Here is a 26231-nt window from a genome sequence, read left to right on the forward strand (position 1 = left end):
CAAATGGTGCGGAGGAACGACCAGCGGCGGGCTGCGCTCGTCGACGGGGCGATCGAGGTCTTGGCGCGGGAGGGTGCGCGCGGACTGACGTTCCGGGCGGTCGACGCGGAGGCCGGCGTGCCCGCGGGGACGGCGTCGAACTACTTCGCCAACCGTGACGAGCTCTTCACCCAGGCTGGGGCCCGCGTGTACGAGCGGCTGCAGCCGGAGGACGACTCGCTCCCGCCGGGGCTGGAGGACCGGGAGTCGTACGCACAGCTGATGCGCGACCTGGTCGGCCGGATCGCGGCGTTTCGCACGGGGTATCTCGCGTTGCTGGAACTCCGGCTCGAGGCGACTCGGCGGCCCGAGTTGCGCAGGGTGTTGACGGAGCGGGTCCGCGACGACGTCGAGGGGAACGTCGCGTACCACCTGGCGTCCGGGCTGCCCGGCGACGCCACGGCGGTCAAGCTGCTGATTCTCGCGTTGAACTGGCTGATCGTCGAACAGCTCACCTTGCCGGACGTTTTCTCCGAAGCGGAACGGGAAGAATTGATCACCGAGGCGGTCAACCGCATCATCGGCCCCGAATAAGGACTATCCGGGAGGAAAAGAACCGTTTCCCGGCCCGCTCTCGACCGAAAATTTAGGTTTGCCTATCGTAATCTGCGTGCAGTGGGCAGACGCGGTTCCGAACCTGATGATCGGCTTGCGCGAAGGGCTGGAAGCAGGCCTCGTCGTGAGCATCCTGCTGGCCGCATTGCGCAAGATGCGGCCGGACGGCGGCACGGGCAGCGGCGCGGACAGCGGCACCGAGGACGCAGTGTCCACGGCTCCGGTGTGGCTGGGCGTATTGGGTGCGGTGACCGTAGCGGGCAGTTTCGCCACAATTCTCACCTTTTCCACCGATGTCCTTTCTTCCCGGGCGCAGCAGATCGTCGGCGGCTCGTTGAGCGTGCTCGCGGTATTCCTCGTCACCGGCATGGTGTTTTGGATGCGCCGGACCGCGATGGGGCTTTCCGCGCAATTGCGCGGCGAAGTCGAACGCGCGGTGGCGATCGGCGCGGGCGCGCTGACGCTCACGGCGTTCCTGGCTGTCGGCCGCGAGGGGCTGGAGACCACGCTGTTCCTCTGGACGGCGGTGAAAGCGTCCGGCACCACGGTTGCGCCGCTGACCGGAGCGGCGCTCGGGCTCGGCATCGCGATTCTGCTCTGCTGGCTGCTTTACCGCCGTGCCGTCAAACTCAACCTCGGCGTTTTCTTCAGCCGCACCGCTTTCGTGCTGATCGTCATCGCCGCCGGTGTCCTCTCCTACGGCCTCGGCGATCTCCAGGACGGGGGAGTGCTGCCCGGCCAGAGCTGGGTCGCGTTCGATCTCACCGGCACGCTCGACCCGAACTCGTGGTGGGTTTCGCTGATCAGCGGCGTCACCGAGCTGACGCCCCGGATGACTGTGCTGCAGGTGACGGCCTGGCTCGTGTACCTCGCCGTCGTCATCCCGCTGTTCGTCAAGGCCGGGCGACAGCCGGTCGAGCGGAAGCCGGAAAGCGAAGCCGCGCCAGCGGGGAAGTGGGAACGCCTAGCGGGCAAGCACACCGTGGTCGTCGCGGGCGCGCTGGTGCTGGTACCGGTCGCGGTGGCGGCTTTGGTGATCGCCGCGCTTCCCCAAGCCGCAACGGGTTCCACGGTTTCGGTGGGCGAGCACGACTGCGCGCCCGAATGGAAGTCCGCACCGGCCGGGCCGCAGAGCATCACCGTGACCAACAAAACCGCGAAGGCGGGCGAGATCCGGCTCGACGACAGCAGCGGCGGGATCGTCGCGGAGATCGAGACGATCGGTCCGGCCACGAGCGCCACGATGTCCGCGACGCTGGGCGACGGCTCCTACACGTTCCACTGCCTGATGTCCGGACAGGCCACCATCGCGTCGGCTCCGGTGCAGGTCAGCGGCGGCGCGGTCACCGACGGTCCAGCGCCGGTCAAGCCGGTCACCACAGAAGATCTCACCGGGCCGAACCAGAAATATCTCGGTTACGCCGCCCAGCAACTCGGCATGGTGTCGACCGCGGTGGGTACGGTCCGCGCGGATCTGGCGGCAAACAACACTGAGGCGGCGAAGAAGGACTGGCTCACCGCGCAGCTCGCCTGGGAGCGCGTCGGTGCGTCCTACAACAGCTTCGGCGACGCGGGCACTGCGGTCGACGGCCTGCCGAGCGGTTTGCCCGCGGGCGCGGCCGATTCTGGCTTCACCGGGTTGCACCGCTTGGAGTACGGCCTGTGGCACGGCCAGGCTCCGGCGTCGCTGGTCCCGGTCGCCGACCAGCTCACCCAGGATCTCGCGGCCCTGCGCGGAAAACTCGCCACCGACGACGTCGCGGGCGATCCCACGAAGCTGCCGATCCGCGCGCACGAAATCCTCGAAGACGCGATCCGCGATCACCTGTCCGGAATGGACGATCAAGGCAGCGGATCTTCCTACCCCGCAACGGATGCCGACATTGACGTCACCCGGACCGTACTGGCCGAGCTGACCCCGCTGCTCAACGAGCGCGCCCCGAATCTGGTCCAGACCGCGGCAAAGCAGCTCGACACGCTGCACGAAGCACTGGCCAACCACTCGCCCAGCACCCTCGCCCAACGCCAGGCGGTGAACGGCGCGGCCGGAGCTGTCGTCGAGACGCTGTCCGCGGTGCCCACTCTGCTCGAAGTTCCTCCGAGCCACTGATCGGCTGGTGAATCCCGAAGTGACGAACGTCAATCGCCGCAACTTCCTGAAAGGCGCGGCCGCCGGCGCGGCAGGCACGGCGCTCACCGGAGGCGTGCTGATCGGCGGCGCCCAGGCCGACGAACGCTCCGCCGGCGCGGCACCGGCCCCGGCGACCGAGCATCCATTCCACGGCGCCAACCAGTCCGGCGTGCTCACCCCGGCTCCGGCGGAAAAACAGGCGTCCGCGGCCTTCGTGGCATTCGACCTGCTCAGCGGATCGAAGACGGACCTGATCGCGCTCCTGCGCACGCTCACCGACCGGGCCCGGTTCCTCACCGCCGGCGGGACGCCGCCGAACCTGGGCGTCGGGAGGCCGCCGTCGGACAGCGAGGTGCTCGGCCCGTCCGTCCTCGCCGACGGACTCACCGTCACGGTTTCGTTCGGTGCCAGTCTTTTCGACCGCGTCGGCCTCGGCGCGCGCAAACCGAAAAAGCTGACCCCGATGAAGATCTTCCCCGACGACGCGCCGGAAGCCGCCTGGATGCACGGGGACCTGCTGATCCAGTTGTGCGCCAACAACCCGGACACGGTGCACCACGCGCTCCGCGACCTCACCCGGCACACCCGCGGCGCGATGCAGCTGCGATGGAAGATGCACGGCTACAACCCGCCGCCGCGACCGTCCGGTGCGGGCCGGAACCTGCTGGGATTCAAGGACGGCACGGCGAATCCGGTCGGCAGCGAGGCGAGCGGGCTGGTGTGGGTCGACGATCCGGCCGAGCCGGTCTGGGCGCGCGGCGGCAGCTACCAGGTGGTGCGGCTGATCCGGATGCTGGTCGAGTTCTGGGACCGGGTGTCGATCAACGAGCAGGAGAAGATGTTCGGCCGCCGCCGCGATTCGGGCGCCCCGCTGGACGGCACCACCGAGACCGACAACCCGAACTACTCCGCCGATCCTCAGGGCGCGGTGATCCCGCTGACCTCGCACATCCGCAAGGCCAACCCGCGCACTCCCGCCACCGACAACCAGCGCCTGGTCCGCCGCTCCTACAACTACGACCTCGGCGTGGACGCGAACGGAGAACTCCAGGCCGGGCACGTGTTCGTCTGCTACCAGCAGGACGTGCGGCGGCAGTTCGAAACGGTGCAGCAGCGGCTGGCCGGAGAGCCGCTGGTGGACTACGTGCAGCCGTTCGGCGGCGGCTACTTCTTCACGCTGCCGGGCGTCCGCGACCGGAACGACTGGTACGCCAGCGGACTGTTTGGTTAGGCTTACCTTGCTTTGAGTGTAGTGGTGCGGTGCAATGAAGTATGGACCTGTACTCGATCGGCGAGGTGTCGGCGCGCTTCGACGTGCCGGTTTCGACACTGCACTACTGGGAGAGCTGCGGCCTGATCGAGCCGCGCCGCCGCTCCGGCTGGCGGTTTTACGACCGGGACCAGCTGTATCGGATCGCGCTGATCCGCACCTGGCGGGAGACCGGCCACCTGAGTCTCGACGACATCGCCGTGCTGCTCGGGAGCCGCGGCCAGTCCGGCGATTGGCGAGGCACGGTCACCGCGCGGATCGAGGCGATCCAGGCGGAGGTGAGCCGGCTGCTCGACGCGCAGGCGTATCTGCAGCACCTCATGACGTGTCGTCACGACGGTGCCCTGGACGAGTGTCCTAGCTACCGTGCTGGGGTCGATTTGCCGGTGGCGAAGGCGGTCAAGTAGTGGCTGTCCGAGCGTCATCGGTGCGGGGTGTTGTCGTACGTGAGGGCCACCCTGAGGGAATCAGATTCCCTCAGGGTGGCCCTCACGTACTCGCGGGAGCGACGATCAGGCCATGATTCGGGCCGGTCGCATGATCGGTGGCACCACGTCGGTCCGCCTATTCTCCGCGTGGCACCATGCGCTGACCTGCGGATTTGCCACTATCTGAGCCGTAGTGGTGCCAAATTGAGCCAAGGTGGCTTGTGGTGGTGCCAAGCGTGTGCCATAGTGGTGCCATGGACTTGACCACGTACGTAAGCAACCTCGGGCGGGAATTCGCGACGCTGGCCGAGGCCAGTGGCGAAGAGGGACGCGCGCTGGTCGAGCGGCTGACCGGATCGCTCGAATCGGCGATCCGGATGACCCTCCTGGACACGCTGTCCGGTGCCGTCGACGAGATCACCCGGGACCTCGCGCCCGGCTCGGTCGAACTGCGCCTGCGCGGCCGCGACCCGAACTTCGTCGTGACCTCGCCGCCCGCCGAGCCCGCTCCGGCCGCCGCGCCCGCGGCCGAACCGGCGCCGGAGCCCAGTGAGCCGCTGTTTTCCGAGGACGGGCCGTCGGCGCGGATCAACGTGCGGCTGCCCGAACAGCTCAAGGCCGCGGTCGAGGAGGCCGCCGCCAAGGAGGGCCGTTCGGTCAACGCCTGGCTCGTCCGGGCAGCCACCGCGGCACTGCAGCAGCGGCCCGAACGCGAACAGCGCTTCGAACCGCCCGGCGGCAGTTTCTCCAAGCAGAGCTTCACCGGCTGGGTCCGGTAGCTCCTTTCTTCACTAACTCCTTCACCTGTCTCTGACCTGCGGAGACGGCACACCTAACCGAAATGTGGGGACAACCATGCCTAAATTCGACACTCCCGAACCGATTTCCGTCACCGTCGACCTCGGCGTCGGCCACGTCCGGTTCGCCGCGAGCGACCGCGGCGACACGGTCGTCGACGTCCGCCCGACCGACGAGTCGGACGACTCCGACGTCAAGACCGCCAAGCAGATCCGCGTCGAGTACAGCAACGGCGCGCTGCACATCACCGGCCCGAAGATGCGGGCGTTCGACTTCTCCCGCAAGACCCGCTCGGTCGACGTGACGGTCGAACTGCCCACCGGCTCGCGGGTTTCCGCCGAGGTGCAGGCGGGCGCCTTCCAGGGCTCCGGCGAACTCGGGCAGGCGCGGCTCAAGACCGCGGCCGGGAACGTCAGTCTCGACCGCACCGGCCCGCTGCGCGTCGACACCTCGGTCGGCCACGTCACGGTCGACGGGATCGCGGGCGACGCCGAGGTCACCACCGCCTCCGGGCGGATCCGGCTCGGCCCGGTCGACGGGACCGCGGTGGTCAAGAACTCCAACGGCGACACGACGATCGAGTCCGCGGGCGGCGACGTCCGGGTGCGCGCGGCCAACGGCGACATCACGGTCGAGCACGCCGGCGCGGGGGTCGACGCGAAGACGTCCAACGGCGCCATCTCGCTCGGCGAGGTCGTCCGCGGTTCGGTCGTGCTCGAGAGCGCGATCGGCGACTTGCGGATCGGCATCGCGAAGGGCACCGCGGCCTGGCTCGACGTGAAGACCAACTTCGGCCACGTGCGCAACCAGCTGGAGACCTCGGCCAGCCCCGGCGAGTCCACGGAGACCGTCGAGGTCCGCGGGCACACCGCGTTCGGCGAAATCGTCATCCACCGCTCCTGACCACAGTTTTGGAGAAACCCATGTCCAGCAACCATTCCCGGCCGGCGATCGCCGCCGCCGGACTGCGCAAATCCTTCGGCGACCACGTCGTGCTCGACGGCATCGACCTCTCCGTCGCCCGCGGCACCGTCTTCTCGCTGCTCGGCGCGAACGGCGCGGGCAAGACCACCACGGTCAAGATTCTGTCCACTTTGATCAATGCCGACGGCGGCGCGGCACAGGTCGCCGGGTACGACGTCGCCTCGGAAGCCGACGGGGTGCGCGCCTCGATCGGCGTCACCGGGCAGTTCTCCGCGGTCGACAATCTGCTGACCGCCGAGGAAAACCTGCTGCTGATGGCGGATCTGCACCACCTCGACCGCGCCGCGCGACAGCGGCGCGCGGCGGAGCTGCTCGAACAGTTCGATCTCGTCGAAGCGGCGAAGAAGCCGGTGTCGACGTTCTCCGGCGGCATGCGGCGCCGGCTCGATCTGGCGATGACGCTCGTCGGCAGCCCGCGGGTGATCTTCCTCGACGAGCCGACCACCGGCCTCGACCCGCGCAGCCGCCGGGCGATGTGGGAGATCGTGCGCAAGCTGGTGGCCGGCGGGGTCACGATTTTCCTTACCACGCAATACCTCGAAGAGGCCGACGAACTGGCCGACCGGATCGCGGTGCTCGACCGCGGGCGGATTGTCGCCGAGGGCACCGCGGAAGAGCTCAAGCGCCAGATCCCGGGCGGGCACGTTCAGTTGCGGTTCGAAGAAGAGACCGACCTCGTCCACGCGGAACGTGCGCTGATCGAGGCGTCCCGGCAGAACGACGCGCTGGTGCTGCGCGTGCCCAGCGACGGCAGCCTGCAGGCGCTCAAATCGCTGATCGACCGGCTCGACTCGCTTTCGGTGAAGGTCGGCGAACTTTCCGTGCACACGCCCGATCTCGACGACGTTTTCCTTGCCCTCACCGGCAACTCCACTGACGAAAAGGTGACTTCCCGATGACCGCACCCGCTCTCGCCGGACCCGATCTGCGCTTCCACCCGGTCCGCGACTCGATGACCATGCTGCGCCGCAATCTCAAGCACATGCTCCGGTATCCGTCGCTGACGATCATGCTGGTCGGCATGCCGGTGGTGTTCCTGCTGCTGTTCGTCTACGTCTTCGGCGGCACCCTCGGCGCCGGATTAGGCGGGGGAGGAGGCGGCAGAGCCGAATACGCCAACTTCGTCGCGCCGACGATTCTGCTGATGACCATTACCGCCACCGTGCAGGGAACGGCGATTTCGGTGGCGATGGACCTGACCGAAGGCGTCATCGCCCGGTTCCGGACCATGCACATCGCCCGGGTTTCGGTGCTGACCGGGCACGTGCTCGGCAGTGTGCTGCAAGCGTTGTTCGGGCTCGTGGTGGTCACCGGGGTCGCGTTGCTGGTCGGCTTCCGGCCCGCAGCCGGGGTCGGTTCGTGGTTCGCCGCGGTCGGGTTCCTCGTGGTGGTGGCGCTCGCGCTGGTGTGGCTGTGCGTCGCGCTCGGCCAGGTGAGCAAGAGCGTCGAATCGGCCAGCAACACGCCGATGCCGTTGCTGCTCCTGCCTTTCCTCGGCAGCGGATTCGTGCCCGCCGATTCGATGCCGGGCGCGCTGCGGTGGTTCGCCGAGTACCAGCCGTTCACGCCGATCATCGAGACCCTGCGCGCGTTGCTGCTCGACAAGCCGCTCGGCAACCACCTGTGGTTCGCGCTCGGCTGGTGCGCCGTGATGGGCGTCGGCGGCTATCTCTGGTCCAAGAAGCTTTTCAATCGCGAATACGCACACTGAAAGGGGCACGGGGATGACTGGGGAAGGCGCTGTGCAAGGGGTTCCGATGGGGCGGGCGCAGGGGTGTCCGTTCGACCCGCCGCCGTCGTTGACCGAGGTGCGGAACCGGGCTCCGCTGACGCGGATGGTGTTTCCGGACGGGCACGTCGGGTGGCTGGCCACCGGGCATGCGGAGGTCCGGGCGATTCTGGGGGATCAGCGGTTCAGCAATCGGTACGAATTGTGGCACTACCCGTTCCCGGGGATGGAGCAGTTTCCGGAACTGCCGCCGGCTCCGGTCGGGGACATGACGGGGATCGACGCGCCGGAGCACACCCGGTTCCGGAAGTTGCTGACGGGGAAATTCACGGTTCGGCGGATGCGGTTGCTCAGCGATCGGGTGGCCGAGGTCGCGGACGAGTATTTGGATTCGATGGAGAAGGCCGGTCCCGGGGTTGATCTGGTCGCGGCTTACGCGCATCCGGTGCCCGCGGTGATGATTTGCGAACTGCTCGGGGTGCCTTATTCGGACCGGGCGTCGTTCCTGGGGGCTGCGGCGGCGATCAACGACGTCAGTCTTTCTGAAGAGGAGAGGATGACTGCTTATGGCCAGTTGCAGGAGTATGTGGCTTCGTTGGTACCGGCTAAGCGATCCGCGCCCACGGACGACCTGTTCAGTGATCTGACCAGCAGTGATTTGACCGACGAGGAACTGGCTGGGCTGGGGACGTTCCTGCTCGCCGCCGGGTTGGACACTACGGCGAACATGCTGGCGTTGGGGACTTATGCGCTGCTGAAGAATCCGGAGCAGTGGGCTGTGGTCCGGGATGATCCAGAGGCTGCTGGCGGGGCTGTTGAGGAGTTGATGCGGTATCTGTCCATCGCGCACACGGGGGTTCGGGCCGCGTTGACGGACGTCGAGGTCGGGGGGTCGGTGATCCGGGCCGGGGAGAGCGTGGTGTTGTCCGTGCAAGCCGCCAATCGGGATCCCTTGAAGTTCGAGCGGCCGGACGAGTTGGACGTGCGGCGGGTCGCGACCGGGCATGTGGGGTTCGGGCATGGGATTCATCAGTGTTTGGGACAGCAGTTGGCTCGGGTGGAGATGACGGTGGCGTTGCCCGCGTTGGTCCGGCGGTTTCCGACACTGCGGGTGGCGGGGGAGGTGCCGTTGCGGCCTGAATATCAGAATATTTATGGGGTTTTGAAGCTGCCGGTCGCGTGGTGAGTTTCGGGCTCCCTCGCTTGTGATTGATTGACACTGGCTCGGCGCCCTGGACGGTGCCGAGCCAGTGCTGACTGTGGCGGGGGGCGGAGTGGTCGTCTTGGTGAGTGGCGAGGGAGGCTGGCGGTCGTGGTTGACGCGGATGCGGTGTGCGCGGGGGTTCGGGAGCTGGGGGTTTCTGACGGCGGGGTGGTGATTGTGCATTCGTCGTTGTCCGCGTTGGGGAGCGTGGATGGTGGAGCGGATGCGGTGGTGCGGGGGTTGTTGCGGGCGGTGGGGTCTGCGGGGACGGCGGTGGTGCCCGCGTTTACACCGCAGGTGGCGGATCCGTTTCCGGAGGTGTCGGGGCCGGCGGACGCTGAGGTTGAGGAGGCGCGGGAGAGGGTGCCGTTGTTTCATGACGGGTTGGCGACGCCGATGGGGGCGGTGCCCAACGCGGTGCTGGGATGGGAGGGACGGTCGCGCAGCCGGCATCCGCAGGCGTCGGTGGCCGCGGTGGGGGCTCGGGCGGCGGAAGTGACTCGGCGGCAGCCGCTGGCGTATGCGGTGGGGCTGGGGTCGCCGTTCGACTGGCTGTATCGGGAGCGGGCGCAGATTGTGCTGCTCGGGGTCGGGCATGATCGGAACTCGTTCTTGCACTACGCGGAATCTCTGGTGCCGCATCATCGGCGGAAGGTTCGGCGGTTTCCGTACCTTGTGGACGGGGAGCGGGTGTGGGTGCGGACCGGCGACGTCGGGGACGACAACGGGCGGTTCTTTCCTCAGGTCGGCGCGGAATTCGGAGAGACGGGCGGCGTGCGGCGGGGAAAGATCGGTGCCGCGGATTGCCAAGTGATGGACTGTGTACCGTTCGTAGCGTTTGCCAGGCGGAGGCTGGGAGAGCTGCTGCGGTGAAACCGGCGCCTATACTCGGGCGTTGTGACTGAAGGGTTCTCGCAGGTGGTGGAGCGGTGCCGGGCGTTCCTGGAGGAACGACGGCCGCCCACGCCGTGTCTTGTGATGGACCTTGACGTGGTTCGGGGGAACTGCGAGCGGCTCCAGCGGACGCTGCCGGAAGCTCGGATGTACTACGCGGTCAAGGCGAATCCGGCACCGGAGGTCGTGCGGGTGCTTCGGGAAGCCGGGGCTGGGTTTGACGTTGCCGGGCGCGAGGAGATCGAGTTGTGTCTCGCGCAAGGGGTGCGGCCGGAGTCGCTGTCGTACGGCAACACGGTGAAGAAGGCGCGGGACATCGAGTTCGCGCACCGGGTCGGGGTGCGGCGGTTTACCTTTGACAGCCTTGAGGATCTGGAGAATCTCGCGGAGTTCGCGCCGGGGGCTGCTGTTTCTTGCCGGATTCTGGTGGACAGTCCTGGGGCGATGACGCCGTTCGGCCGCAAGTTCGGCTGCAGCACCGACATGGCGGTCGACCTGTTGGTTCGCGCGGCTGAGCTGGGGCTCGATCCGGAGGGGGTCGCGTTTCACGTGGGGTCTCAGCATGTCGATCCGCGGGCTTGGGAAGCCGGGATCGCTGCCGCGGCTGAGGTGACTCGTGCGGTCGCCGAGCGCGGGGTTTCGTTGCGGGGCTTGAACATCGGCGGCGGGTTTCCCGTTGGCTACTTGACGGAGCCGCCGCCGTTGGCGGAATACGCGGCGGCTGTTCGCGATGCGGTGGGGCGGCATTTCGCGGTCGCGCCCGCGTTGTCGTTCGAGCCGGGGCGGGCGGTGGTGGCGTCGGCTGGGGTGATTCGCAGCGAGGTCGTGCTGGTGTCGCGCAAGTCCGCGGCGGACGAGCGGCGTTGGGTGTACCTCGACATCGGCCGGTACGGCGGGCTTGCCGAGACGGAGAACGAGGCCATCGCGTATCGGCTGGTGACCGCGCACGACGGTGGCCCGGACGGGCCGGTGGTGATCGCGGGGCCGACGTGCGACGGGGACGACGTGCTTTATCAACGCACGCCGTATCGGCTTCCGTTGGCGTTGCGGGCGGGGGATTACGTCGATATTCCGCACGCCGGAGCGTACACGCAAAGCTACTCTTCGGTGTCGTTCAACGGGTTTCCGCCGTTGCGGTCGTACTTCGTCGGCGGGGAGGACGGCGGGGTCGGGGAGTTCGCCGGACGGCATGTGCTGGCCGAGTTTTCCGGGGTGGCCGCGGAATTGCTCGACGATCCGGCGTTTCTGTGCGAGAGCTTGGAACGTGCGCTGGACAAGGCCGGCGCGACGGTGTGCGAGTTGACGTACAAGCAGTTCGAGCCGCACGGGGTGACGGCGATGGCTTTGCTCTCGGAGTCGCACGCCTCGATTCACACGTATCCGGAGCGCGGGTCGGCGTTCGTGGATGTGTTCACGTGCGGGCGCAAGGCGGATCCGGAGCTGGCGGTTCAGTTGCTGCGGGACTTGCTCGGCGCGAGCGTTTCGCGGGTCACCACTATCCACAGAGGACAGGAATGAACATCGAGGAGCCAGTCGGCGCCGGGCTGACGCGGCGGTGGCAGGTATCGGACGTTGTGGTCGACACGCGGACCGCCTACCAGCATCTGGTGATCGGCAAGACGGCACAAGGGATTTCGCTGTTCTGCGACGACGAACGGCAGAGTACTGAGTTCAGCCAGCTGGTGTATCACGAGGCGTTGCTGGTGCCTGCGTTGCTGCTGGCGTCCACTGTGGACCGGGTGCTGGTGGTCGGGTCCAGCGAGGGCGTGGTGTGCCAGATCGCGGCCGAGGCGGGGGCTTCAGTCGATCACGTGGACATCGATGCCGAGGCGGTTCGGCTCTGTGCGGAGCATCTTCCGTACGGGTACTCGTCGGCTGAGTTGGCTCGCGCGGAGCGTGGCGAGTGGCCGGTTCGGATGCATTACGCCGATGGGTGGGAGTACGTCCACACTTGCGGCGAGAAGTACGACGTCGTGTTGGTGGATCTGCCGGATGAGCAAGATTCTACTGAAGCTCAGCACAATCGGTTGTACAGCGCGGAATTCCTGGCGCAGTGCCGGTCGTTGCTGACGCCTGGTGGGGTGGTCGCGTACCAGGGCGGGTGCCCGACGTTGTGGCGGAACTCGACGTTGGTGAAGTGCTGGCGTCGGTTCGAGGAAGTCTTCCCGGCGCCGGTTTACTTTGGCTCACCGGAGCACGAGTGGGCGTTTTTCTTTGGGACGGGCATGGAAGCGCCGGTGGAGACGATGGTGGAGCGGCTGTCGACGCTGTCGTATCGGCCGGTGACGATTGATGCTTTGACGCTGCGCGGGGCTACGGTTCCGCCGATCAGCCTTCGCCGGTGAAAGCGTTCGATCAACCGGACTAGTGGGTTCCCGGATTCGGCAGCGGCGTCGGGGTCGTGACGGGCTCGTCGGACGGGCCGGTGTTGCCGGATTTCGTTCCGGGCTCCCAACCGGCGCCGGGGACTTGGCCTTGTGGGCGCGGGTTGAGCGGTGGTTGGTAGACGCGGTCGCGGATCGCGTCGCTGGGGGCGCGGTCGCTCGTCGCTGAATGCGCGGGTTTCGGCGCCGGCGTGCTGTGGTGCGCGGGATGCGCGCTGGCTGGCTTCGCCGCGGGCGGCACGGGAACCGGCGGAGCTGGCGAAGCGGCAACCGGGGCGGGTGAAGCAGCAGCCTGGGAAGGCACAATCGGGGAAGGCGGAGCCGAGGAAGGCGAAGAAGCGGCAACCGGAGCGGGTTGCGGCTGTTCGTTGCTGGACGTCAGCCCCACGGTCACCGCGATCGCCGCGCCAGCCACCGCTGCGGCGGCCAGCAGGAGTCCCCGTCTTCGATGCATGAGCGGATCCAACTGCCGCTCCCGATCGGTGTCAAGCGCCGGAGAACCAGCCCGGCAAGTCCAGTCGCGCGGACTCTGGCGACGCGACTTTCCGCAGGTCCTCCTCCAAGGCGCGAAGCCGTCCGGCGCCCAGGGTTTCAGACCACTCCGCGCGTAGTCGGTCGAAGATCTGCGCGGATTTGGCCAGGCAGTCGAGACCTCGATCCGTCAGCCGGACCAGCATGCGGCGGCCGTCGTCGGGGTCGCGTTCCCGGTGGACGTAGCCCAGCCGCTCCAGGGTGTCGATCGTCTTGCCCGCGGCCTGCTTGGTTACGCCGAGCGCGCGGCCCAGGTCGACGGCGGTCGTGCCGGACGGGCCGATCGCTTGGAAGACGAAGCCGTGCATCGGGCGGACGTCGGGGTGGCCTTGCTTCGCCAGCTCGGCGTGCAGGTCGTCGATCAGGCTGCGGAAGCCGAACAGCAGGCGCAGCGGCAGCTCGTATCCCGGCGGATCGCTTGACATAGGTAGACAACCTCGTTGACTATATGGACAACCTTGTTGTCTATTGTAGGGGAGTGGCGAGTGACGGTCATCAGGGACAGTCGTCGGACGGAGACGCCGAACGCGGTCATGACGACGCTGGCGTCGCCGACTCAGGGCGGCAGTCAGCAGGCGGTCTGGCGGGTCGAGATGGCGCCGGGCGCGGTGGGGCCGGTGCATGCGTTCGATGCCGAGCAGGTGTGGACGGTTCTCGGCGGCGGGGCGGAGATTGCGCTGAATGGGGTCGTCGAGGTCGTGAAAGCGGGGGAGACCGTCGTAATGCCTGCCGACGCCGAGCGGCAGGTGCGGGCCGATGCCGGCAACGGCATGGTGGCGATCGTGTGTGCGCCGGGGAATACGCGGGTGTACCGGACTGGCGTGGTGCCGGCGTGCGCGACGGCGGACGGCGACAAAATTCTTCCGGACTGGGTCGCCTGAGCTGTGGCGGGCGTCACGGAATGTTCGGCGATCTTGAGCGCTACAACGGATATGTCTGCTCCCACCACGCCGCCCGCCGCGGCCGAAGAAGCCGCCTCGGTCGTTCCCGTTCTGGACGACTTCGACTTTCCGCTCGTCGACGGCGCCGCCTGCCGCATTGACGACCCGGATTGCGAAGCCTGCCAGTAATAGCGCACGCACGGGGCGTGACAAGTGGTCACAACATGAGTGACCGCTCGGTGACGGCTCGGGAAACACGGTAACTGCCGGCGCTTCCGGCAGTTACCGTCGTTCACGTGCCATTGACATTGATCAAAGGTCAGTTCAGGGTCGTCGGGGCTTCGCCGGACGGAGACTCGGTCCGGTTCTATCCCGACCGGGCCGACGCATTTTCCGCCGCGAACCTCAAGGTGCGCACCAATTCCCGGGGCGGGGTGCAGTTGCGCCTCGACGGGATCGACGCGCTCGAGACGCATTACCGGCCGCGCGTCGCGGGGGCTGAGTTGTGGCGTCAGCCGAAAGAACTGGCTGACGCGGCCGGGGCGGAACTGTTGCGGTACCTCGGTTTCACGAAGGTCGAGCGCGACGAGGGCGGCCGCGTTTCCGCGAGTACGCCGGGGGAAACGAGCGGGCACATCCTGACCCGGTTCGCCGACAAGTACGGCCGTGCGGTCGCGTTCGCGTTTCCCGGGCAGCGGGCGGGGCGCTCCACCGACGGCGGGGACGTGCATCTTGATCCGAAAGCGTTGAAGGCGTCGGCGAATTTCCGGCTGCTCGAAACCGGGCTGGCGTATCCGACGTTCTACTCCAAGCTTTACCCGGATCTCCGGCAGGCAATGGCCGACGCGGCGGTCGCGGCGCGCGCCGCGGGCAAGGGCGTGTGGGAGCACGACGTGACCACCAGCGGCTTCCGGCTGAGGAGCCGTGCCCAACTGAGGGACGACGTGGTGCTGCTGCCGAAACTGTTCCGTCGTCTCGTCGATTACCTGAGCCTGGACGAGACCGGCGGCGTCTCGCTCGCCGGGTTCGCGGACTACGTCGACACCCGCAACGACCGGCTTTTCACCATCCCCGACGGGCACGCCACCGAACTGCACACGCTCCTGTCCGTCCGGCGGCAGACGCTCAAGCTCACGACTCCGCCGGAGCAGATCGTGTTCCAAGAGGCTTGACCGGCTGCCGCAGAACCGTTTTCAGCTTGTCGGGAGCGGTGCGGCGCGGGTCGCTCAGGTAGATCTCGTGGTGGTCGCCGTTGAACGTCAGGCCGTGCTCGGGCAGGTATTCGTGGTGGAGCCGGTTCAGCGTAGGTGTTTCGTCGTCGTACGAGCCGACGTGCAGGATCTGGACGCTCGTGCCCTCCGTCAGCGTGCGTAGCCGAACTCCGGCCAGCGCGGGGTTGTCCTTCTTCTTCGCGACGCTTTCGGCGGCCTCCCGGACCATCTCCTCGGTGACCCAGTCCGGCTGGCTGATCAGCATCGTCCAGTCCCATTTCTCTTTGTCCCGCGCGAGAAAGACGCTGGGGTCGTCCGCACGCCACAAGCCCTCGAGCGGTCCGACGACGAAGTCCCGGCCAAGGTTTTTCTTGCTGGCGAACTTCACCGAGTAAGCGATTCCGTACAGCGCTTCGACGGCGTTCGTGTACTCGGACGCGGTGTTCGGGTCGCCGTGTCCGTCGGCGGCGAGGTACTGGAGCGCGGGTACGTACACGACGGTGAAATCCTTCGACGGCGGCGAATACAGCGCACGATGGGCTTTCTTGACGTCGTACTTGTCCACCGTGGTCTCCTTGCTGAGGACGCTTTCGGTCCAGGTGAGGTCGGCTGTGAGCATTGCTTCGCTGTAGTCGAAGATCGCCGCCGCGGCGTCCGGCAACGGTTCTTGGCGGGCGCGCGTCGCCCGGACTTCGGCGAGTTGTTCGCGCAACGCGGCGAGTCGCGCGGTCAGCCCGGCGTGCACTTCCGCCTCCGGCAGGCCCGGGCTGTTGGCCATCGCGACGAGGACCCGCGCGTGGATCGGGGTCAGCGCGCTGAGGGCTTCGCGGGTGGCCTCCGCACACAGCTCGACACCGGCCTGCGTGGCTTGGATGGTTGCGCGCGATTTCCCGGAGCGGGGTGCGCCGGTGGCTTCGATCAGGCCGCGCTTGGCCAGTTTGTCGAGGACGTAATAGATCGAGGAGAAGCCGAGCGCGGTCCAGTTGCGGATGCCGCGTTCCTCGACTACCCGTTCCAGCGCGTAGCCGTGCTGCGGTTGCTCGACGAGCAGACCCAGGATGGTCAGTTCGGCGTCGGTGAGGGCGGCCATGCCAGATATTCTAGTACTAGAATAGCTGAGCTTCCAAGACCGCGACCTCCGGTGCCGGGTCGAAGCCGTGCCCGACGAGGAAGTGGACGACCCGCAGGCTGCGCAGCGACCACCACGCGCGGAGCACGTCGAGGTCGATGCCGCCGCCGTAACCGGACAGGACGTCGTCGAGGTGTTCCTGGTGCGCGAGAGTCAAGGCGGCGAGGTCGAAGTGGGCGTCGCCCTGGGCGGCTTCGGACCAGTCGAGAACGCCGGTCACCTCGTCGCCTTCGACGAAAATGTGCGCGACCTGCAGATCGCCGTGGATGAACACCCGGGTTCGCGGCTGGAGCGCGGCCTCGGCGAGACGGCGGTTGCCGGTGACCACATCGGCGGGCAGGACGTCGTTCGCGATCAGCCACGCGCATTCGCGGTCGAGTTCCTCGGCGAGTTCGTCGAGGTTCCGGCCGGGGGTCGGCGGCAGCGGCGCCTCGTGCAGCTTCCGGGCGGCGGCTCCGGCGGCGACCCAAGCTTCCGGCGACGCGGTCGACGGTGTGCCGGGGCGGCCGAGTTCCCGTCCGGGCAGCGCGGCGAGGGCGAGGACGGGCGGTTTCCGCCAGAGGATCTCCGGAGTCGGGAGCGGCGCGAGCGCCATCGCGGCGACCTCGGCGTCGGCGCGTGCTTGGTCGGTGTCGACCTTCAGGAACACGTCGCCGACGCGCAGGGTCGCGCGTTCGTGGTGGGCGACGACGATTTCGACTTCCTCCATGCCCGCGATTGTCACGAAGACGATCACGGACGGCATCGGATTTTCGCGCCAGCGGCGGCGAGTACCCCCAGCACTCGCCCCTCCCCTCGAGTCCGACGGCACCGAGGTGCGGTACGTGAGGGGAACCCTGAGTGACTCTGATTCCCTCAGGGTTCCCCTCACGTACCTTCGGAACCGGTTATGCGGAGGATGTCCGCCCGGCCCCACCGCCGCCGGCCCCCGAGCCGGCGACCAGGTCCCCACCTCGGGGGCCGGACGTGGTTCCACCGTGCCCGGAGTTGTCCTCAACCTGTCCTCGGTCTGTCCCTTCGTCCTCCGAGAGGCCGTTGACCTGCGCGGGTATGCTCGGGCCCGCAGCGGTGCCGGAGCCGAGGGGGGAACCGCGGGATGGATTTTCGCGTGCTCGGAGCGCTGGAAATCCAGTCTGGATCCGAGCGGCTGACGCTGCCGGGCGCACGCCATCGCCGCGTGCTGGCCTGTTTGCTGCTCTCGCCGAACTCCGTCGTACCGCTGCCGAAGCTGATCGAGGCGACGTGGGACGGCGAGCCGCCCGCGACGGCGACCAAGCAGATCCAGAACTGTGTTTCGGTGCTCCGCGAGCGGCTCGCCGATCCCGGGCAACAGCTCATCGTGACCGACGGTTCGGGCTACCGGATCACGGTCGACCATCAGCAAGTCGACTGGCTTCGATTTACCGACGCCGTCGCCGCGGCCCGCCAGTCGGCGGAGAGCGGCGCGCTGGCCGAGGGCGTCGAGGAGATCCGTTCGGCGTTGAAGCTGTGGCGCGGCCCGGTGCTGGACGGTCTGGACTCCGCGGCGCTCGCCGGGCGGGCGGCGCGGCTGGAGGAGCAGCGGCTCACCGCGCTGGAGCTGTGCACCGACTGGCAGCTGAAGCTCGGTCAGTACCGCGAGGTCGTGGACGAGCTGGCGGAGATCGTCGAGGACCATCCGCTGCGGGAACGGCCGTACGCACAGCTGATGCTCGCGTTGGATCGCAGCGGGCGGCAGGCGGACGCGCTGACCGTGTTTCAGCGGTTGCGGACGCAGCTCGCCGAGGAGCTCGGGGTCGATCCCGGTGCCGAGGTGCGCCGGTTGCACGAGCGGATTCTGCGCGGGGAGACGGAAGAACCGAGCGAGCCGGAGGAGCAGCCGAGTCAACCCGAACAGCCGTCGAGCCAGCTTGATCGCGCGGCCGACGAGCTCGCGGCGGCGATCGTCCGGCAGTGGACCGCGGAGGCCGAGATCCGCTCGCTGCACCGTCCGGAACCGGTGCCGCTGACCTGGACGAGCACCGAGCGCCCGGTCGCCGCGGCGGCGTCGGCGGTGCTCGGGCGGCCCGGCAACCAGAGCAGGTTGACGTTCAGCGGCGATCTCACCGACGTTGTCGCGAAGTTCCGGCAGGTTCCGGCGCGGCAGCTGGTCGTGCTCGGCGAACCGGGCGCGGGGAAATCGGTGCTGGCCATCCTGCTCACGCTCGGGCTGCTGGCCGACCCGCCGCCGGGCGAACCGGTGCCGGTGCTGCTGCCGCTGTCGTCGTGGAATCCCCGCGAGGAACACCTGCACGGCTGGCTGGCCCGACGCCTGGTCGAGGAGTATCCGGGCCTGGCCAACACCGGCGCGTACGGCAAGGGCGCGGCGCTGCGGCTGGTGCTCGAAGGCCGGATCATCCCGGTGCTCGACGGGCTCGACGAGCTGGCGCCCGGGCTCCACACCGCGGCGATCGACGCGTTGGACCAGGCCGTTTCCGGAGGACGGCCGCTCGTGGTGACCTGCCGCAGCACCGAGTACGAATTTGCGGTCGAGCAGTCCGGGACCTTTCTGTCGCGGGCGGCGGTGGTGGAGATCGAACCGGTCGAGACCGAGGACGCGATCGACTTTCTCACCGCGCGGCAGCGGTTCGGCGAAACCCGCTGGGACCCGGTGGTCCGGCAGCTGCGGAAGAGCCCGGAAAGCCCGCTGGCGCGGGCACTTCGCACGCCGCTGATGGTCGACCTGGCCAGGACGGCGTACGCGCATCCGTCGACCGATCCCGGCGAACTCTGCGATACCACCCGGTTTCCCGACCGCGCGGCGATCGAAGGGCATCTGCTCGACGAGTACCTTCCGGTGGTCTACACCTCCCGTCCGGCCCCGCCCGCGCGGCTCGACCGGCCGACCCGGCCGCGCGATTACCCGGCGGACCAGGCGCAGCGCTGGCTGAGTTTCTTCGCCCGGCAGCTGGAACGCGACCAGAGCCGCGATCTCGCGTGGTGGCAGCTGGATCGCGCGGTGCCGAGGCTGGTCCTCGGGCTCTGCCTCGGGCTGCCGCCCGCGTTGCTGTTCGCGCTCACCGGCTGGATCGCGGCGGGGCCGGTGATCGGCGCGATTTACGGGCTGTCGTTCGCGGTGGCAGGCTGTGTAACGCATACCGTCGGCAGCCGACCGGGTCCGTTGCGAGTGGAGGCGCGGTTCCGCGGCACCGCGGGCCGATTCCTGCGGCGGTTCGCGGTCGGGGTGCTGATCGGGGTCTGTCTCGGACTGGCCTGGTCGCTGTCGGTCGGGGTGATCGCGCTGCTCGCGGTGGTGTTCGGGCTGGCGATCGGGGTGCACGTCTGGCTGGACACACCGCTGGAGGCGAGCCGGGTGTCGAGTCCGGCGAGCGTCCTGCGCAACGACCGCGCCGCGACGCTGTCGTTCACCTTGTCCTTCATCGTTTCGCTGGGCTTGTTCTACGGGATGGCGTTCGCCTTCACGAAGGAAACGCGATTCCTGGGCGTTTTCCACGACCATTACGACCTGGCGCTGGCCTTCGCCGGCGGGCTGGCGTCGGCGTTGCTCGGCCGGTTTTTGGTGCGGAGCCCGGGAAGTCTCGCCTACGGCCTCGCTGGCGTGATCATCGGCGGCCAGGTCTTTTCGCGGGCGTCGAGCACGGCGCAGGCGATCGCGGCGGGTGTCATGTTCGGGTTGGCGGTGGGGCTGAGCGTGTGGATCGCCCGGGCTTGGGGTGCGTACACGTTCAGCCGGTTGTGGCTGGCCTCCCGGAAGCGGATCCCGTTGGACCTGATGGGTTTCCTCGACGACGCGCATCGCCGGGGTGTCCTGCGTCAGGTGGGTGAGGTGTACCAGTTCCGGCACGCTCGATTGCAGGAACGGCTGGCTGATCCGTCCTAGGCCTGCAACCTCGGGTCCTGCGACGGATCGGCGTACATCGGCGGGCAGCCCTGGTCGATGGCCTCGGGACGCAGTTCGTAGTGCCACGGTTCGTTGCGGTAGATCTGGCACAGTCCATACGCGGCTCCGTGTTTCGACAACCAAGCCGTGGCCTCGAACGGACCGAGGTCGATCGCGTTCCCCAGGACGTGCGCGGACCGCTCGGCGGTGGCCACCCAGCGCGCAGCTTCTTGTTCCGAGCCGTATCTGGCGATTGCCTTGCGCCGAAGCTGATTCTGATACGCCGGTGATCGCCAGCCGCTGTTGACGCGGAACTCGACGCCGTCGCCCGCGGCGTCCTTCGCGGCGCGGCGCAGTGCGTCCAGGAACACCGGGTCGAGATTGGCCACGGCGGGAATCTCGGCGAACACCGTCGTGCCGGGCGGGACGGCTCCGTCGGCCTCGCTGACTGCGCCACGACGGCGAAGCACCCAGCCGACGGTTCGCCGGAAGGGACTTCGTGCGGATTCGCTGCGGGTCATGACGTTCAGCCAAGGCGAACCGGTGTTGCCAGCGCGTACGCGGTTTCGGATATGCCAGCGATACGCGTCTGCTCGTAGCATCGACGGCATGCGTGTGCTGATCGTCGAGGACGAGCCCTACCTGGCCGAGGCCATCCGGGACGGGCTGCGCCTGGAAGCGATCGCGGCCGACCTCGCCGGGGACGGGGACACCGCGCTGGAAATGCTGAGCGTCAACGCGTACGACATGGCGGTGCTCGACCGGGACATTCCCGGACCGTCCGGCGACGAGATCGCGAAGCGCGTCGTCGCGTCCGGCAGCGGCATGCCGATCCTGATGCTCACCGCCGCCGACCGGCTCGACGACAAGGTCTCCGGCTTCGAACTCGGCGCCGACGACTACCTCACCAAACCGTTCGAGCTGCGGGAACTCGTGCTCCGGCTGCGCGCGCTCGACCGCAGGCGCGCGCACAACCGGCCGCCGGTGCGGGAGATCGCCGGGCTGAAGCTGGACCCGTTCCGCCGCGAGGTTTACCGGGACGGCCGGTACGTCGCGCTGACCCGGAAGCAGTTCGCCGTGCTCGAGGTGCTCGTCGCGGCCGAGGGCGGGGTGGTCAGCGCCGAAGAACTCCTCGAACGGGCCTGGGACGAGAACGCGGACCCGTTCACGAACGCCGTCCGCATCACGGTCTCGGCGCTGCGCAAACGGCTCGGCGAACCGTGGCTGGTCGCGACCGTCCCCGGGGTCGGCTACCGGATCGACGACGGATCGGCGCGCGGATGATCCGCGAGCCGGGGATGAGCGTCCGGCTCAAACTGACCCTCAGCTACGCCGGATTCCTCATGCTGGCCGGGACGCTGCTGCTCGGCGCGGTGGCCCTGTTCCTGCTGAACTACCAGGACCGGGCGCTGGAAGTGATGCCGGTGGTGATGGCCCCGTCCGGCCGCGACCTGATCAAGGACTTCGCGCCCGACGCGGCGATCGTGATGCTGCTCCTGCTGGTGTTCGGCCTGCTGGGCGGCTGGGTGCTGGCCGGGCGGATGCTCGCCCCGCTGACCCGGATCACCGCCGCGACCCGGCGCGCCTCGACCGGGTCGCTCGCGCACCGGATCGAACTGGAAGGCCGTGACGACGAGTTCCGCGAACTCGCCGACAGCTTCGACGCCATGCTCGCCCGCCTCGACGCGCACGTCGCCGAACAGCGCAGATTCGCCGCCAACGCCTCCCATGAGCTGCGCACCCCGCTGGCGATCACGCAGAGCCTCCTCGAAGTCGCCCGCAACGACCCGGGCCGCGACGCCGGCGAGCTTCACGAGCGCCTCCGCGTCGTGAATGCCCGGGCGATCGAGCTCACCGAAGCCTTGCTTTTGCTCAGTCGCGCGGATCAGCGGTCGTTCACCCGGGAACCGGTCGATCTGTCGCTTCTGGCCGAAGAAGCCGCCGAGACGTTGCTGCCGCTGGCTGAGAAGCACGGGGTCGTGATCGAGACTTCCGGAGACATCACTGCCGTTCGCGGGTCGCGTGCGCTTTTGCTGCAGTTGACGACGAATCTGCTGCACAACGCGATCGTCCACAACCTGCCGGAAGGCGGGACCGTGCAGCTTCGCGCCAGTTCCTCCGCGACGGCGGGCACGCTCATCGTGGAAAACACCGGGGAGGAAGTCAGCCCAGAGAAGATCTGGACGTTCACCGAGCCGTTCCAGCGTGGTACAGAACGGATCCGTCGTGACCATGCTGGGGTCGGTCTTGGGCTGGCGATCGTGAAGAGCATCGCGCAGGCGCACGACGGGACTCTTTCTCTCGCGCCAGGTGCCGCTGGCGGACTTCGCGTGACGGTGCGGCTACCGGGTGGGGCGATGTCGTTCGGCGATCGTCAGGACGTGCCGGGCTAGGACGGTGTCGGCGTTGGGCGCTCCGGTCGCGGAGGCGCGGGCGGACATCGCCGCGATGCGGGCCGGGTCGGTAAGGATCGGGATGAGGGTGGCTTCGATCCAGGACGGGGTGAGGTCGGCGTCATTCACGAGCAGCGCGCCACCTGCTGCCACGACCGGTCCGGCGTTCAGGCGTTGCTCGCCGCCGCGGTCCGGGAGCGGGACGAACGCGGCCGGTAGCCCGACTGCGGCCAGTTCGGCGCAGGTCATCGCGCCTGAGCGGCAGATCGCGAAGTCGGCCGCGGCGTAGGCGTAGTGCATTTCGTCGATGTACGGCAGGACTACATACGACGGGTCGCCCGCTTCGACGGTGTGCTGGCGGCCGGTGATGTGCAGGACTTGGACCCCGGCTGCTTTTAGCGGTTCAGCTGCGCCGGAGACGGCGGCGTTGATCGCGGTGGCGCCTTGCGAGCCGCCGGTGACCAGCAGCACTGGACCGTCGAGGTGGAGGCCGAACTTCTGTCGGGCTGCTTCGCGGGTTGCGGGGCGGTCGAGTCCGGTGATCGCTGGACGCAGCGGGATGCCGATCGCGGTGCTGTGCTTCAGCCGGACTTCCTGGGAAGCGGTGTACACGTGCGTTGTCATCCGGGCGGCGAGGCGATTGGCCGCGCCGGGGCGGACGTTCGCCTCGTGGATGACGATGGGCAGGCGGCGCTGGCGGGCGGCGAGGTAGGCCGGAGCGGCGACATAGCCGCCGAAGCCCACGACGACGTCTGCCTGGACCTGGTCGAGGACCGTCCCGGCGGCGCGGATCGAATCGCGCAACCGGGACGGCGTCTGCAGGAGGGCGCGGGTTACCTTGCGCGGCAACGGTGCGGGAGGGATGAGTTCGAGCGGGTAGCCGCGGGCCGGGATGAGCGTGGTGTCGAGGCCGCGGACGGTGCCGAGCGCGGTGACCTCGGCGGCGGGGGCCAGCCGGCGCAGTGCGTCGGCGAAGTTCATCGCGGGTTCGATGTGCCCGGCGGAATGGCCTCCGGCGACGACCACGCGTGGTGCTTCGGTGTCCATCTATGCGACGAGGAAGTCGAAGTACGTGTCTGGATACGGCTCGTCCTTCAGCGTGTAGTGCCACCACTCGGATTCGTAGGCGGCGAAACCGCAATCGTCCATAATGGATCGGAGGTGCTGGCGATTTGCCGCCTCTGCTGCGGTGATACTGGGCGCGCTGTGGTGCGAGACGGCGTCCATCAGGTCGAAGCCGCCGCCCATGGGGAGAAGCTCGCCGGTGTCCAGGCGGTACAGCGTCAAGTCCACTGTGCTTCCTCGGGTGTGGCCGGATTTTGCTGCCACGTAGCCGTTTTCGAACATCTGCGACCGGTTGAGGTTCGGGTAGTGCTGGTGTTTCTTGCGGCCGTCTTCGGGCTGCTTCGCCCAGCGCAGGAAGCAGTCCACGGCGCGCTGCGGCCGGTAGCCGTCCCAGATCAGCAGGCCGAAGCCGAGCGTCGCGGCTTTGTCTTGGGCGCTTTGAAGGGCGGTGCACAAGGCGTGGGTGCCGACGATCCGGTTCACCAGGTAGCCGTCGACGGGTTTGCCGGTGAAGTTGTCCCAGGTGGCGTACTTGGCGTCCCAGCGGATCCCGGGCGCGGCCTCATCCAGGAAGGCGAAACCGTGCTTCATCGGGAGGTCCCGGCCAACGCGAGCGACACTATCCGGTCGAGCATTTCGGGGAACGACACCCCGGCCGCCGCCATCATCCGCGGGTACCGGCTGTAGGAGGTCAGGCCGGGGAAAGTGTTGACCTCATTCAGCATGGCGGTGCCGTCTTCGAGCAGGAACAGGTCGACCCGGGCGAGGCCCTGGCAGCCCAGCGCGCGGTAGATGGTCTGGGCGGTCGCCTGCACACGGGCGCGCGCCTGGCCGGAGATGTCCGCGGGGACGAGGATGGTCGAGTTCTCGGAGCCGCTTTCGGGGTTGTCTTCCTGGTGGATCTTGAAGAAGCCGTGCGACAGCCGGATCTGGTCTGGTTCGCCGACCGTCAGTTCTGCGCCGTTGCCCAGAACCGCGCAGCCCACCTCGCTGCCTTCGACCGCTTCCTCGATCAGCACCTTGGAATCGAACTGTGCCGCTTCAGCGATCGCGCCCGGCAAGTCCTCTTCGCGGGAAACCTTGGTGACGCCGAACGACGAACCGGACCGGGCCGGTTTCACGAAGACGGGGTAGGCGAACTTGCTGGCGTCGACTTTCTCGTCCGCGGTCCCGGCCCAGAAGTTCGGCGTCGCGATGCCCGCGCTGTCGACGACCAGGTACGCGAGGGATTTGTCCATGCACAGCGCGGAACTCTGCACGTCGCAGCCCGCGTACGGGATTCCGGACAGCTCCAGGAGGCCCTGCATCGCGCCGTCTTCGCCGAGCTTGCCGTGCAGCACCGGGAGCACCACGTCCAGCCGGACCGGTTCGTATTTCCCCTGGTTCTCGACGAGCAGCCCGTGGACGCTGCGGTCCGGCGAGAGCATCGCCGGGCGTCCGCCGTCCTCCCACGCTTCGCCGGGGCCGTCGCACAGCTTCCAGGAGCCGTCCTTGGCGATCCCGATCCAGTACGGTTCGTACTTTTCCGGGTCGAGGTTCTTCTCGACCTCGCGCGCGGATTTGACCGAGACGGGGTGTTCCTCGGAGATTCCCCCGAAGATGACGCCGACCTTGAGCTTAGTCATGGTTCGTCCAGCTTTCGAAATTCAGGCAGTTGAGGAGACTGTTTTCCACCGCGTCGCGCAACGCGTGGTCGGTGTAGTACGCGGTGTGCGGGCTGATCAGCACGTTCGGCAGTTCCTGCAGCCGCGCCAGATTCGTGTTCTCGATCGGTTTCCGGCGGCAATCGGCGTAGAACATCCCTTCCTCGCCTTCCAGGACGTCTAATGCCGCGCCGCCCAGCCTGCCGCTTTCCAGCGCGGACAGAAGGGCTTCGGTGTCGATCAGCCCGCCGCGCCCGGTGTTGACGACGATCGCCCCTGGCTTCAGCTGCGCGATCCGCTGGCGGTTCAGCAGATGGCGGGTCTCGGGCGTGAGCGGGGTGTGGAGGGTGATGATGTCGCTCTGCCGCAGCAAATCGTCGAGGGGAACGTAATCCGCCGACGTCCGCGGACGAAGGTCGTAGGCCAGCTTCTGGCCGCCGAATCCCCACAGCCGGTCGATGACCGCCGCGCCGATCCGTCCGGTTCCGATGACGCCGACGGTGAGGTCGCGCAGTTCTTTTCCCGGAAGATCGCTTAACCGGTAATCGTGTGCGTCCGCCCGGCGGATGAGAGATTTCGCGTTGCGGATCGCCATCAGCATCAACATGAGTGTGTAATCGGCGACGCTGTCGGGCGAGTACGCGACGTTTTCGACGGTGATCCCGATCTTCTCGGCGTACGCGACGTCGAGATGATTGCACCCGATGCTCCGCGTGGAGAGATACTTGACGCCGACCTCGCCGAGCGCGCGCAGAGCAGCGTTGGTGATGCGGGTCTTGTGACTGACACTGACGCACCGATTCCCGGCGGCGAGCCCGACGTTGGCTTCGGACAACGCCGCCGAGGTGACAGCCGGTGTCACCCCCAAACGAGACACCGCCTCCCGAACCAGGGCGGCTTCGTCGGGCCCGCACCCGTAGATCGTGATGCCGGCCGCCGGAACCAGCGCCCGAAGCCCCGCAGCGCGTGCCGGTTCGCGGTAGGTCATGCGTGCCAGTCAAGGCAGGACGATGTTGCCAGCACGTATGCGGTTTCCGATACGCGGACGATATGCGGTGGAGCGAGCGGGCGTCGGCGTGGTCGGATATCCCGGTGCGGGAGTG

General features: G+C 68.0%; 26 protein-coding genes and 1 pseudogene. 19 read left to right on the forward strand and 8 right to left on the reverse strand.

Annotated features, from left to right (window positions below; translation table 11 throughout):
* Positions 1–3: 3 nt before the first annotated feature.
* The 13 genes and pseudogenes from ACWDNU_RS03620 (at position 4) to ACWDNU_RS03680 (ending at position 12377) form a co-directional block, all read left to right on the forward strand.
* A complete protein-coding gene (locus tag ACWDNU_RS03620; RefSeq protein WP_370939907.1) occupies positions 4–573 on the forward strand; it encodes a TetR/AcrR family transcriptional regulator in 570 nt (189 codons plus the stop codon).
* Positions 574–649: 76 nt separating this feature from the next.
* Positions 650–2704: an iron uptake transporter permease EfeU gene (gene efeU / locus ACWDNU_RS03625; RefSeq protein ID WP_449667614.1), complete on the forward strand. Its 2055-nt coding sequence runs from the start codon at positions 650–652 to the stop codon at positions 2702–2704.
* 19 nt (positions 2705–2723) lie between these two features.
* Entirely contained in the window at positions 2724–3956 is a 1233-nt protein-coding gene (locus tag ACWDNU_RS03630; RefSeq protein WP_449667615.1) for a Dyp-type peroxidase, read from the forward strand.
* A gap of 41 nt (positions 3957–3997) precedes the next feature.
* Positions 3998–4402: a helix-turn-helix domain-containing protein gene (locus ACWDNU_RS03635; RefSeq protein WP_449667616.1), complete on the forward strand. Its 405-nt coding sequence runs from the start codon at positions 3998–4000 to the stop codon at positions 4400–4402.
* 275 nt (positions 4403–4677) lie between these two features.
* A complete protein-coding gene (locus ACWDNU_RS03640; RefSeq protein WP_370939903.1) occupies positions 4678–5202 on the forward strand; it encodes a YlcI/YnfO family protein in 525 nt (174 codons plus the stop codon).
* Between the two features lie 76 nt (positions 5203–5278).
* Complete coding sequence (locus tag ACWDNU_RS03645) at positions 5279–6124, forward strand: DUF4097 family beta strand repeat-containing protein (RefSeq protein WP_370939902.1); 846 nt, start codon at positions 5279–5281, stop codon at positions 6122–6124.
* Between the two features lie 20 nt (positions 6125–6144).
* Complete coding sequence (locus tag ACWDNU_RS03650; protein ID WP_449667617.1) at positions 6145–7104, forward strand: ATP-binding cassette domain-containing protein; 960 nt, start codon at positions 6145–6147, stop codon at positions 7102–7104.
* Positions 7101–7916 (forward strand): ABC transporter permease, encoded by an 816-nt coding sequence (locus ACWDNU_RS03655; protein ID WP_370939900.1) that lies wholly within the window; start codon positions 7101–7103, stop codon positions 7914–7916. The genes ACWDNU_RS03650 and ACWDNU_RS03655 overlap by 4 nt, the downstream gene beginning before the upstream one ends.
* Before the next feature lie 46 nt (positions 7917–7962).
* A complete protein-coding gene (locus ACWDNU_RS03660) occupies positions 7963–9120 on the forward strand; it encodes a cytochrome P450 (protein WP_449667618.1) in 1158 nt (385 codons plus the stop codon).
* Positions 9121–9315: 195 nt separating this feature from the next.
* A complete protein-coding gene (locus ACWDNU_RS03665; RefSeq protein WP_449667712.1) occupies positions 9316–10011 on the forward strand; it encodes an aminoglycoside N(3)-acetyltransferase in 696 nt (231 codons plus the stop codon).
* Positions 10012–10116: 105 nt separating this feature from the next.
* Positions 10117–11103: pseudogene (locus ACWDNU_RS03670) on the forward strand (type III PLP-dependent enzyme); the annotation flags it as partial.
* Between the two features lie 60 nt (positions 11104–11163).
* Complete coding sequence (gene speD / locus ACWDNU_RS03675; RefSeq protein ID WP_449667713.1) at positions 11164–11550, forward strand: adenosylmethionine decarboxylase; 387 nt, start codon at positions 11164–11166, stop codon at positions 11548–11550.
* Positions 11547–12377: a spermidine synthase gene (locus tag ACWDNU_RS03680; RefSeq protein ID WP_449667619.1), complete on the forward strand. Its 831-nt coding sequence runs from the start codon at positions 11547–11549 to the stop codon at positions 12375–12377. The genes speD and ACWDNU_RS03680 overlap by 4 nt, the downstream gene beginning before the upstream one ends.
* A gap of 524 nt (positions 12378–12901) precedes the next feature.
* Here the strand turns inward: ACWDNU_RS03680 and ACWDNU_RS03685 are convergent.
* Positions 12902–13372, reverse strand: a complete 471-nt coding sequence (locus ACWDNU_RS03685) for a MarR family winged helix-turn-helix transcriptional regulator (RefSeq protein ID WP_449667620.1) — start codon at positions 13370–13372, stop codon at positions 12902–12904.
* A gap of 60 nt (positions 13373–13432) precedes the next feature.
* Here ACWDNU_RS03685 and ACWDNU_RS03690 point away from each other — a divergent pair, with 60 nt between their 5' ends.
* From ACWDNU_RS03690 to ACWDNU_RS03700, 3 genes are all read left to right on the forward strand, one after another.
* Positions 13433–13828, forward strand: a complete 396-nt coding sequence (locus ACWDNU_RS03690; RefSeq protein WP_449667621.1) for a cupin domain-containing protein — start codon at positions 13433–13435, stop codon at positions 13826–13828.
* A 51-nt stretch (positions 13829–13879) separates the two neighbouring features.
* A complete protein-coding gene (locus ACWDNU_RS03695; protein WP_370939892.1) occupies positions 13880–14017 on the forward strand; it encodes a hypothetical protein in 138 nt (45 codons plus the stop codon).
* A gap of 107 nt (positions 14018–14124) precedes the next feature.
* Positions 14125–15000: a nuclease gene (locus tag ACWDNU_RS03700; protein ID WP_449667622.1), complete on the forward strand. Its 876-nt coding sequence runs from the start codon at positions 14125–14127 to the stop codon at positions 14998–15000.
* Here the strand turns inward: ACWDNU_RS03700 and ACWDNU_RS03705 are convergent.
* Positions 14960–16129, reverse strand: coding sequence for a GyrI-like domain-containing protein (locus tag ACWDNU_RS03705; protein ID WP_449667623.1), 1170 nt, complete (start codon positions 16127–16129; stop codon positions 14960–14962). The two genes, ACWDNU_RS03700 and ACWDNU_RS03705, sit on opposite strands and share 41 nt — an antisense overlap.
* Before the next feature lie 16 nt (positions 16130–16145).
* A complete protein-coding gene (locus ACWDNU_RS03710; protein WP_449667624.1) occupies positions 16146–16877 on the reverse strand; it encodes a phosphotransferase family protein in 732 nt (243 codons plus the stop codon).
* Positions 16878–17264: 387 nt separating this feature from the next.
* Between ACWDNU_RS03710 and ACWDNU_RS03715 the strand changes: the two genes are divergently transcribed.
* Positions 17265–20027 carry a BTAD domain-containing putative transcriptional regulator gene (locus tag ACWDNU_RS03715; protein ID WP_449667625.1) on the forward strand — a complete coding sequence of 921 codons (2763 nt, stop codon included), beginning with the start codon at positions 17265–17267 and terminating at the stop codon, positions 20025–20027.
* Here the strand turns inward: ACWDNU_RS03715 and ACWDNU_RS03720 are convergent.
* The gene (locus tag ACWDNU_RS03720; RefSeq protein WP_449667626.1) at positions 20024–20548 is read right to left on the reverse strand and encodes a M15 family metallopeptidase; all 525 of its coding nucleotides are present in this window, start codon (positions 20546–20548) and stop codon (positions 20024–20026) included. The genes ACWDNU_RS03715 and ACWDNU_RS03720 overlap by 4 nt on opposite strands.
* A gap of 88 nt (positions 20549–20636) precedes the next feature.
* Between ACWDNU_RS03720 and ACWDNU_RS03725 the strand changes: the two genes are divergently transcribed.
* Complete coding sequence (locus ACWDNU_RS03725) at positions 20637–21311, forward strand: response regulator transcription factor (RefSeq protein ID WP_344269313.1); 675 nt, start codon at positions 20637–20639, stop codon at positions 21309–21311.
* A complete protein-coding gene (locus tag ACWDNU_RS03730; protein ID WP_449667627.1) occupies positions 21308–22420 on the forward strand; it encodes a sensor histidine kinase in 1113 nt (370 codons plus the stop codon). The genes ACWDNU_RS03725 and ACWDNU_RS03730 overlap by 4 nt, the downstream gene beginning before the upstream one ends.
* Here ACWDNU_RS03730 and ACWDNU_RS03735 read toward each other — a convergent pair.
* From ACWDNU_RS03735 to ACWDNU_RS03750, 4 genes are read right to left on the reverse strand one after another with little or no spacing between them, the layout of a single operon-like run.
* A complete protein-coding gene (locus tag ACWDNU_RS03735; RefSeq protein ID WP_449667628.1) occupies positions 22370–23467 on the reverse strand; it encodes a UDP-N-acetylglucosamine--N-acetylmuramyl-(pentapeptide) pyrophosphoryl-undecaprenol N-acetylglucosamine transferase in 1098 nt (365 codons plus the stop codon). The genes ACWDNU_RS03730 and ACWDNU_RS03735 overlap by 51 nt on opposite strands.
* Positions 23468–24076 carry a D-Ala-D-Ala dipeptidase VanX gene (gene vanX, locus ACWDNU_RS03740; RefSeq protein WP_449667629.1) on the reverse strand — a complete coding sequence of 203 codons (609 nt, stop codon included), beginning with the start codon at positions 24074–24076 and terminating at the stop codon, positions 23468–23470.
* Positions 24073–25110, reverse strand: coding sequence for a D-alanine--(R)-lactate ligase (vanA, locus tag ACWDNU_RS03745; protein WP_449667630.1), 1038 nt, complete (start codon positions 25108–25110; stop codon positions 24073–24075). The genes vanX and vanA overlap by 4 nt, the downstream gene beginning before the upstream one ends.
* Entirely contained in the window at positions 25103–26116 is a 1014-nt protein-coding gene (locus tag ACWDNU_RS03750) for a D-isomer specific 2-hydroxyacid dehydrogenase family protein (protein ID WP_449667631.1), read from the reverse strand. The genes vanA and ACWDNU_RS03750 overlap by 8 nt, the downstream gene beginning before the upstream one ends.
* Positions 26117–26231: the final 115 nt, after the last annotated feature.

This window comes from Amycolatopsis sp. NPDC003676 (assembly GCF_053587275.1).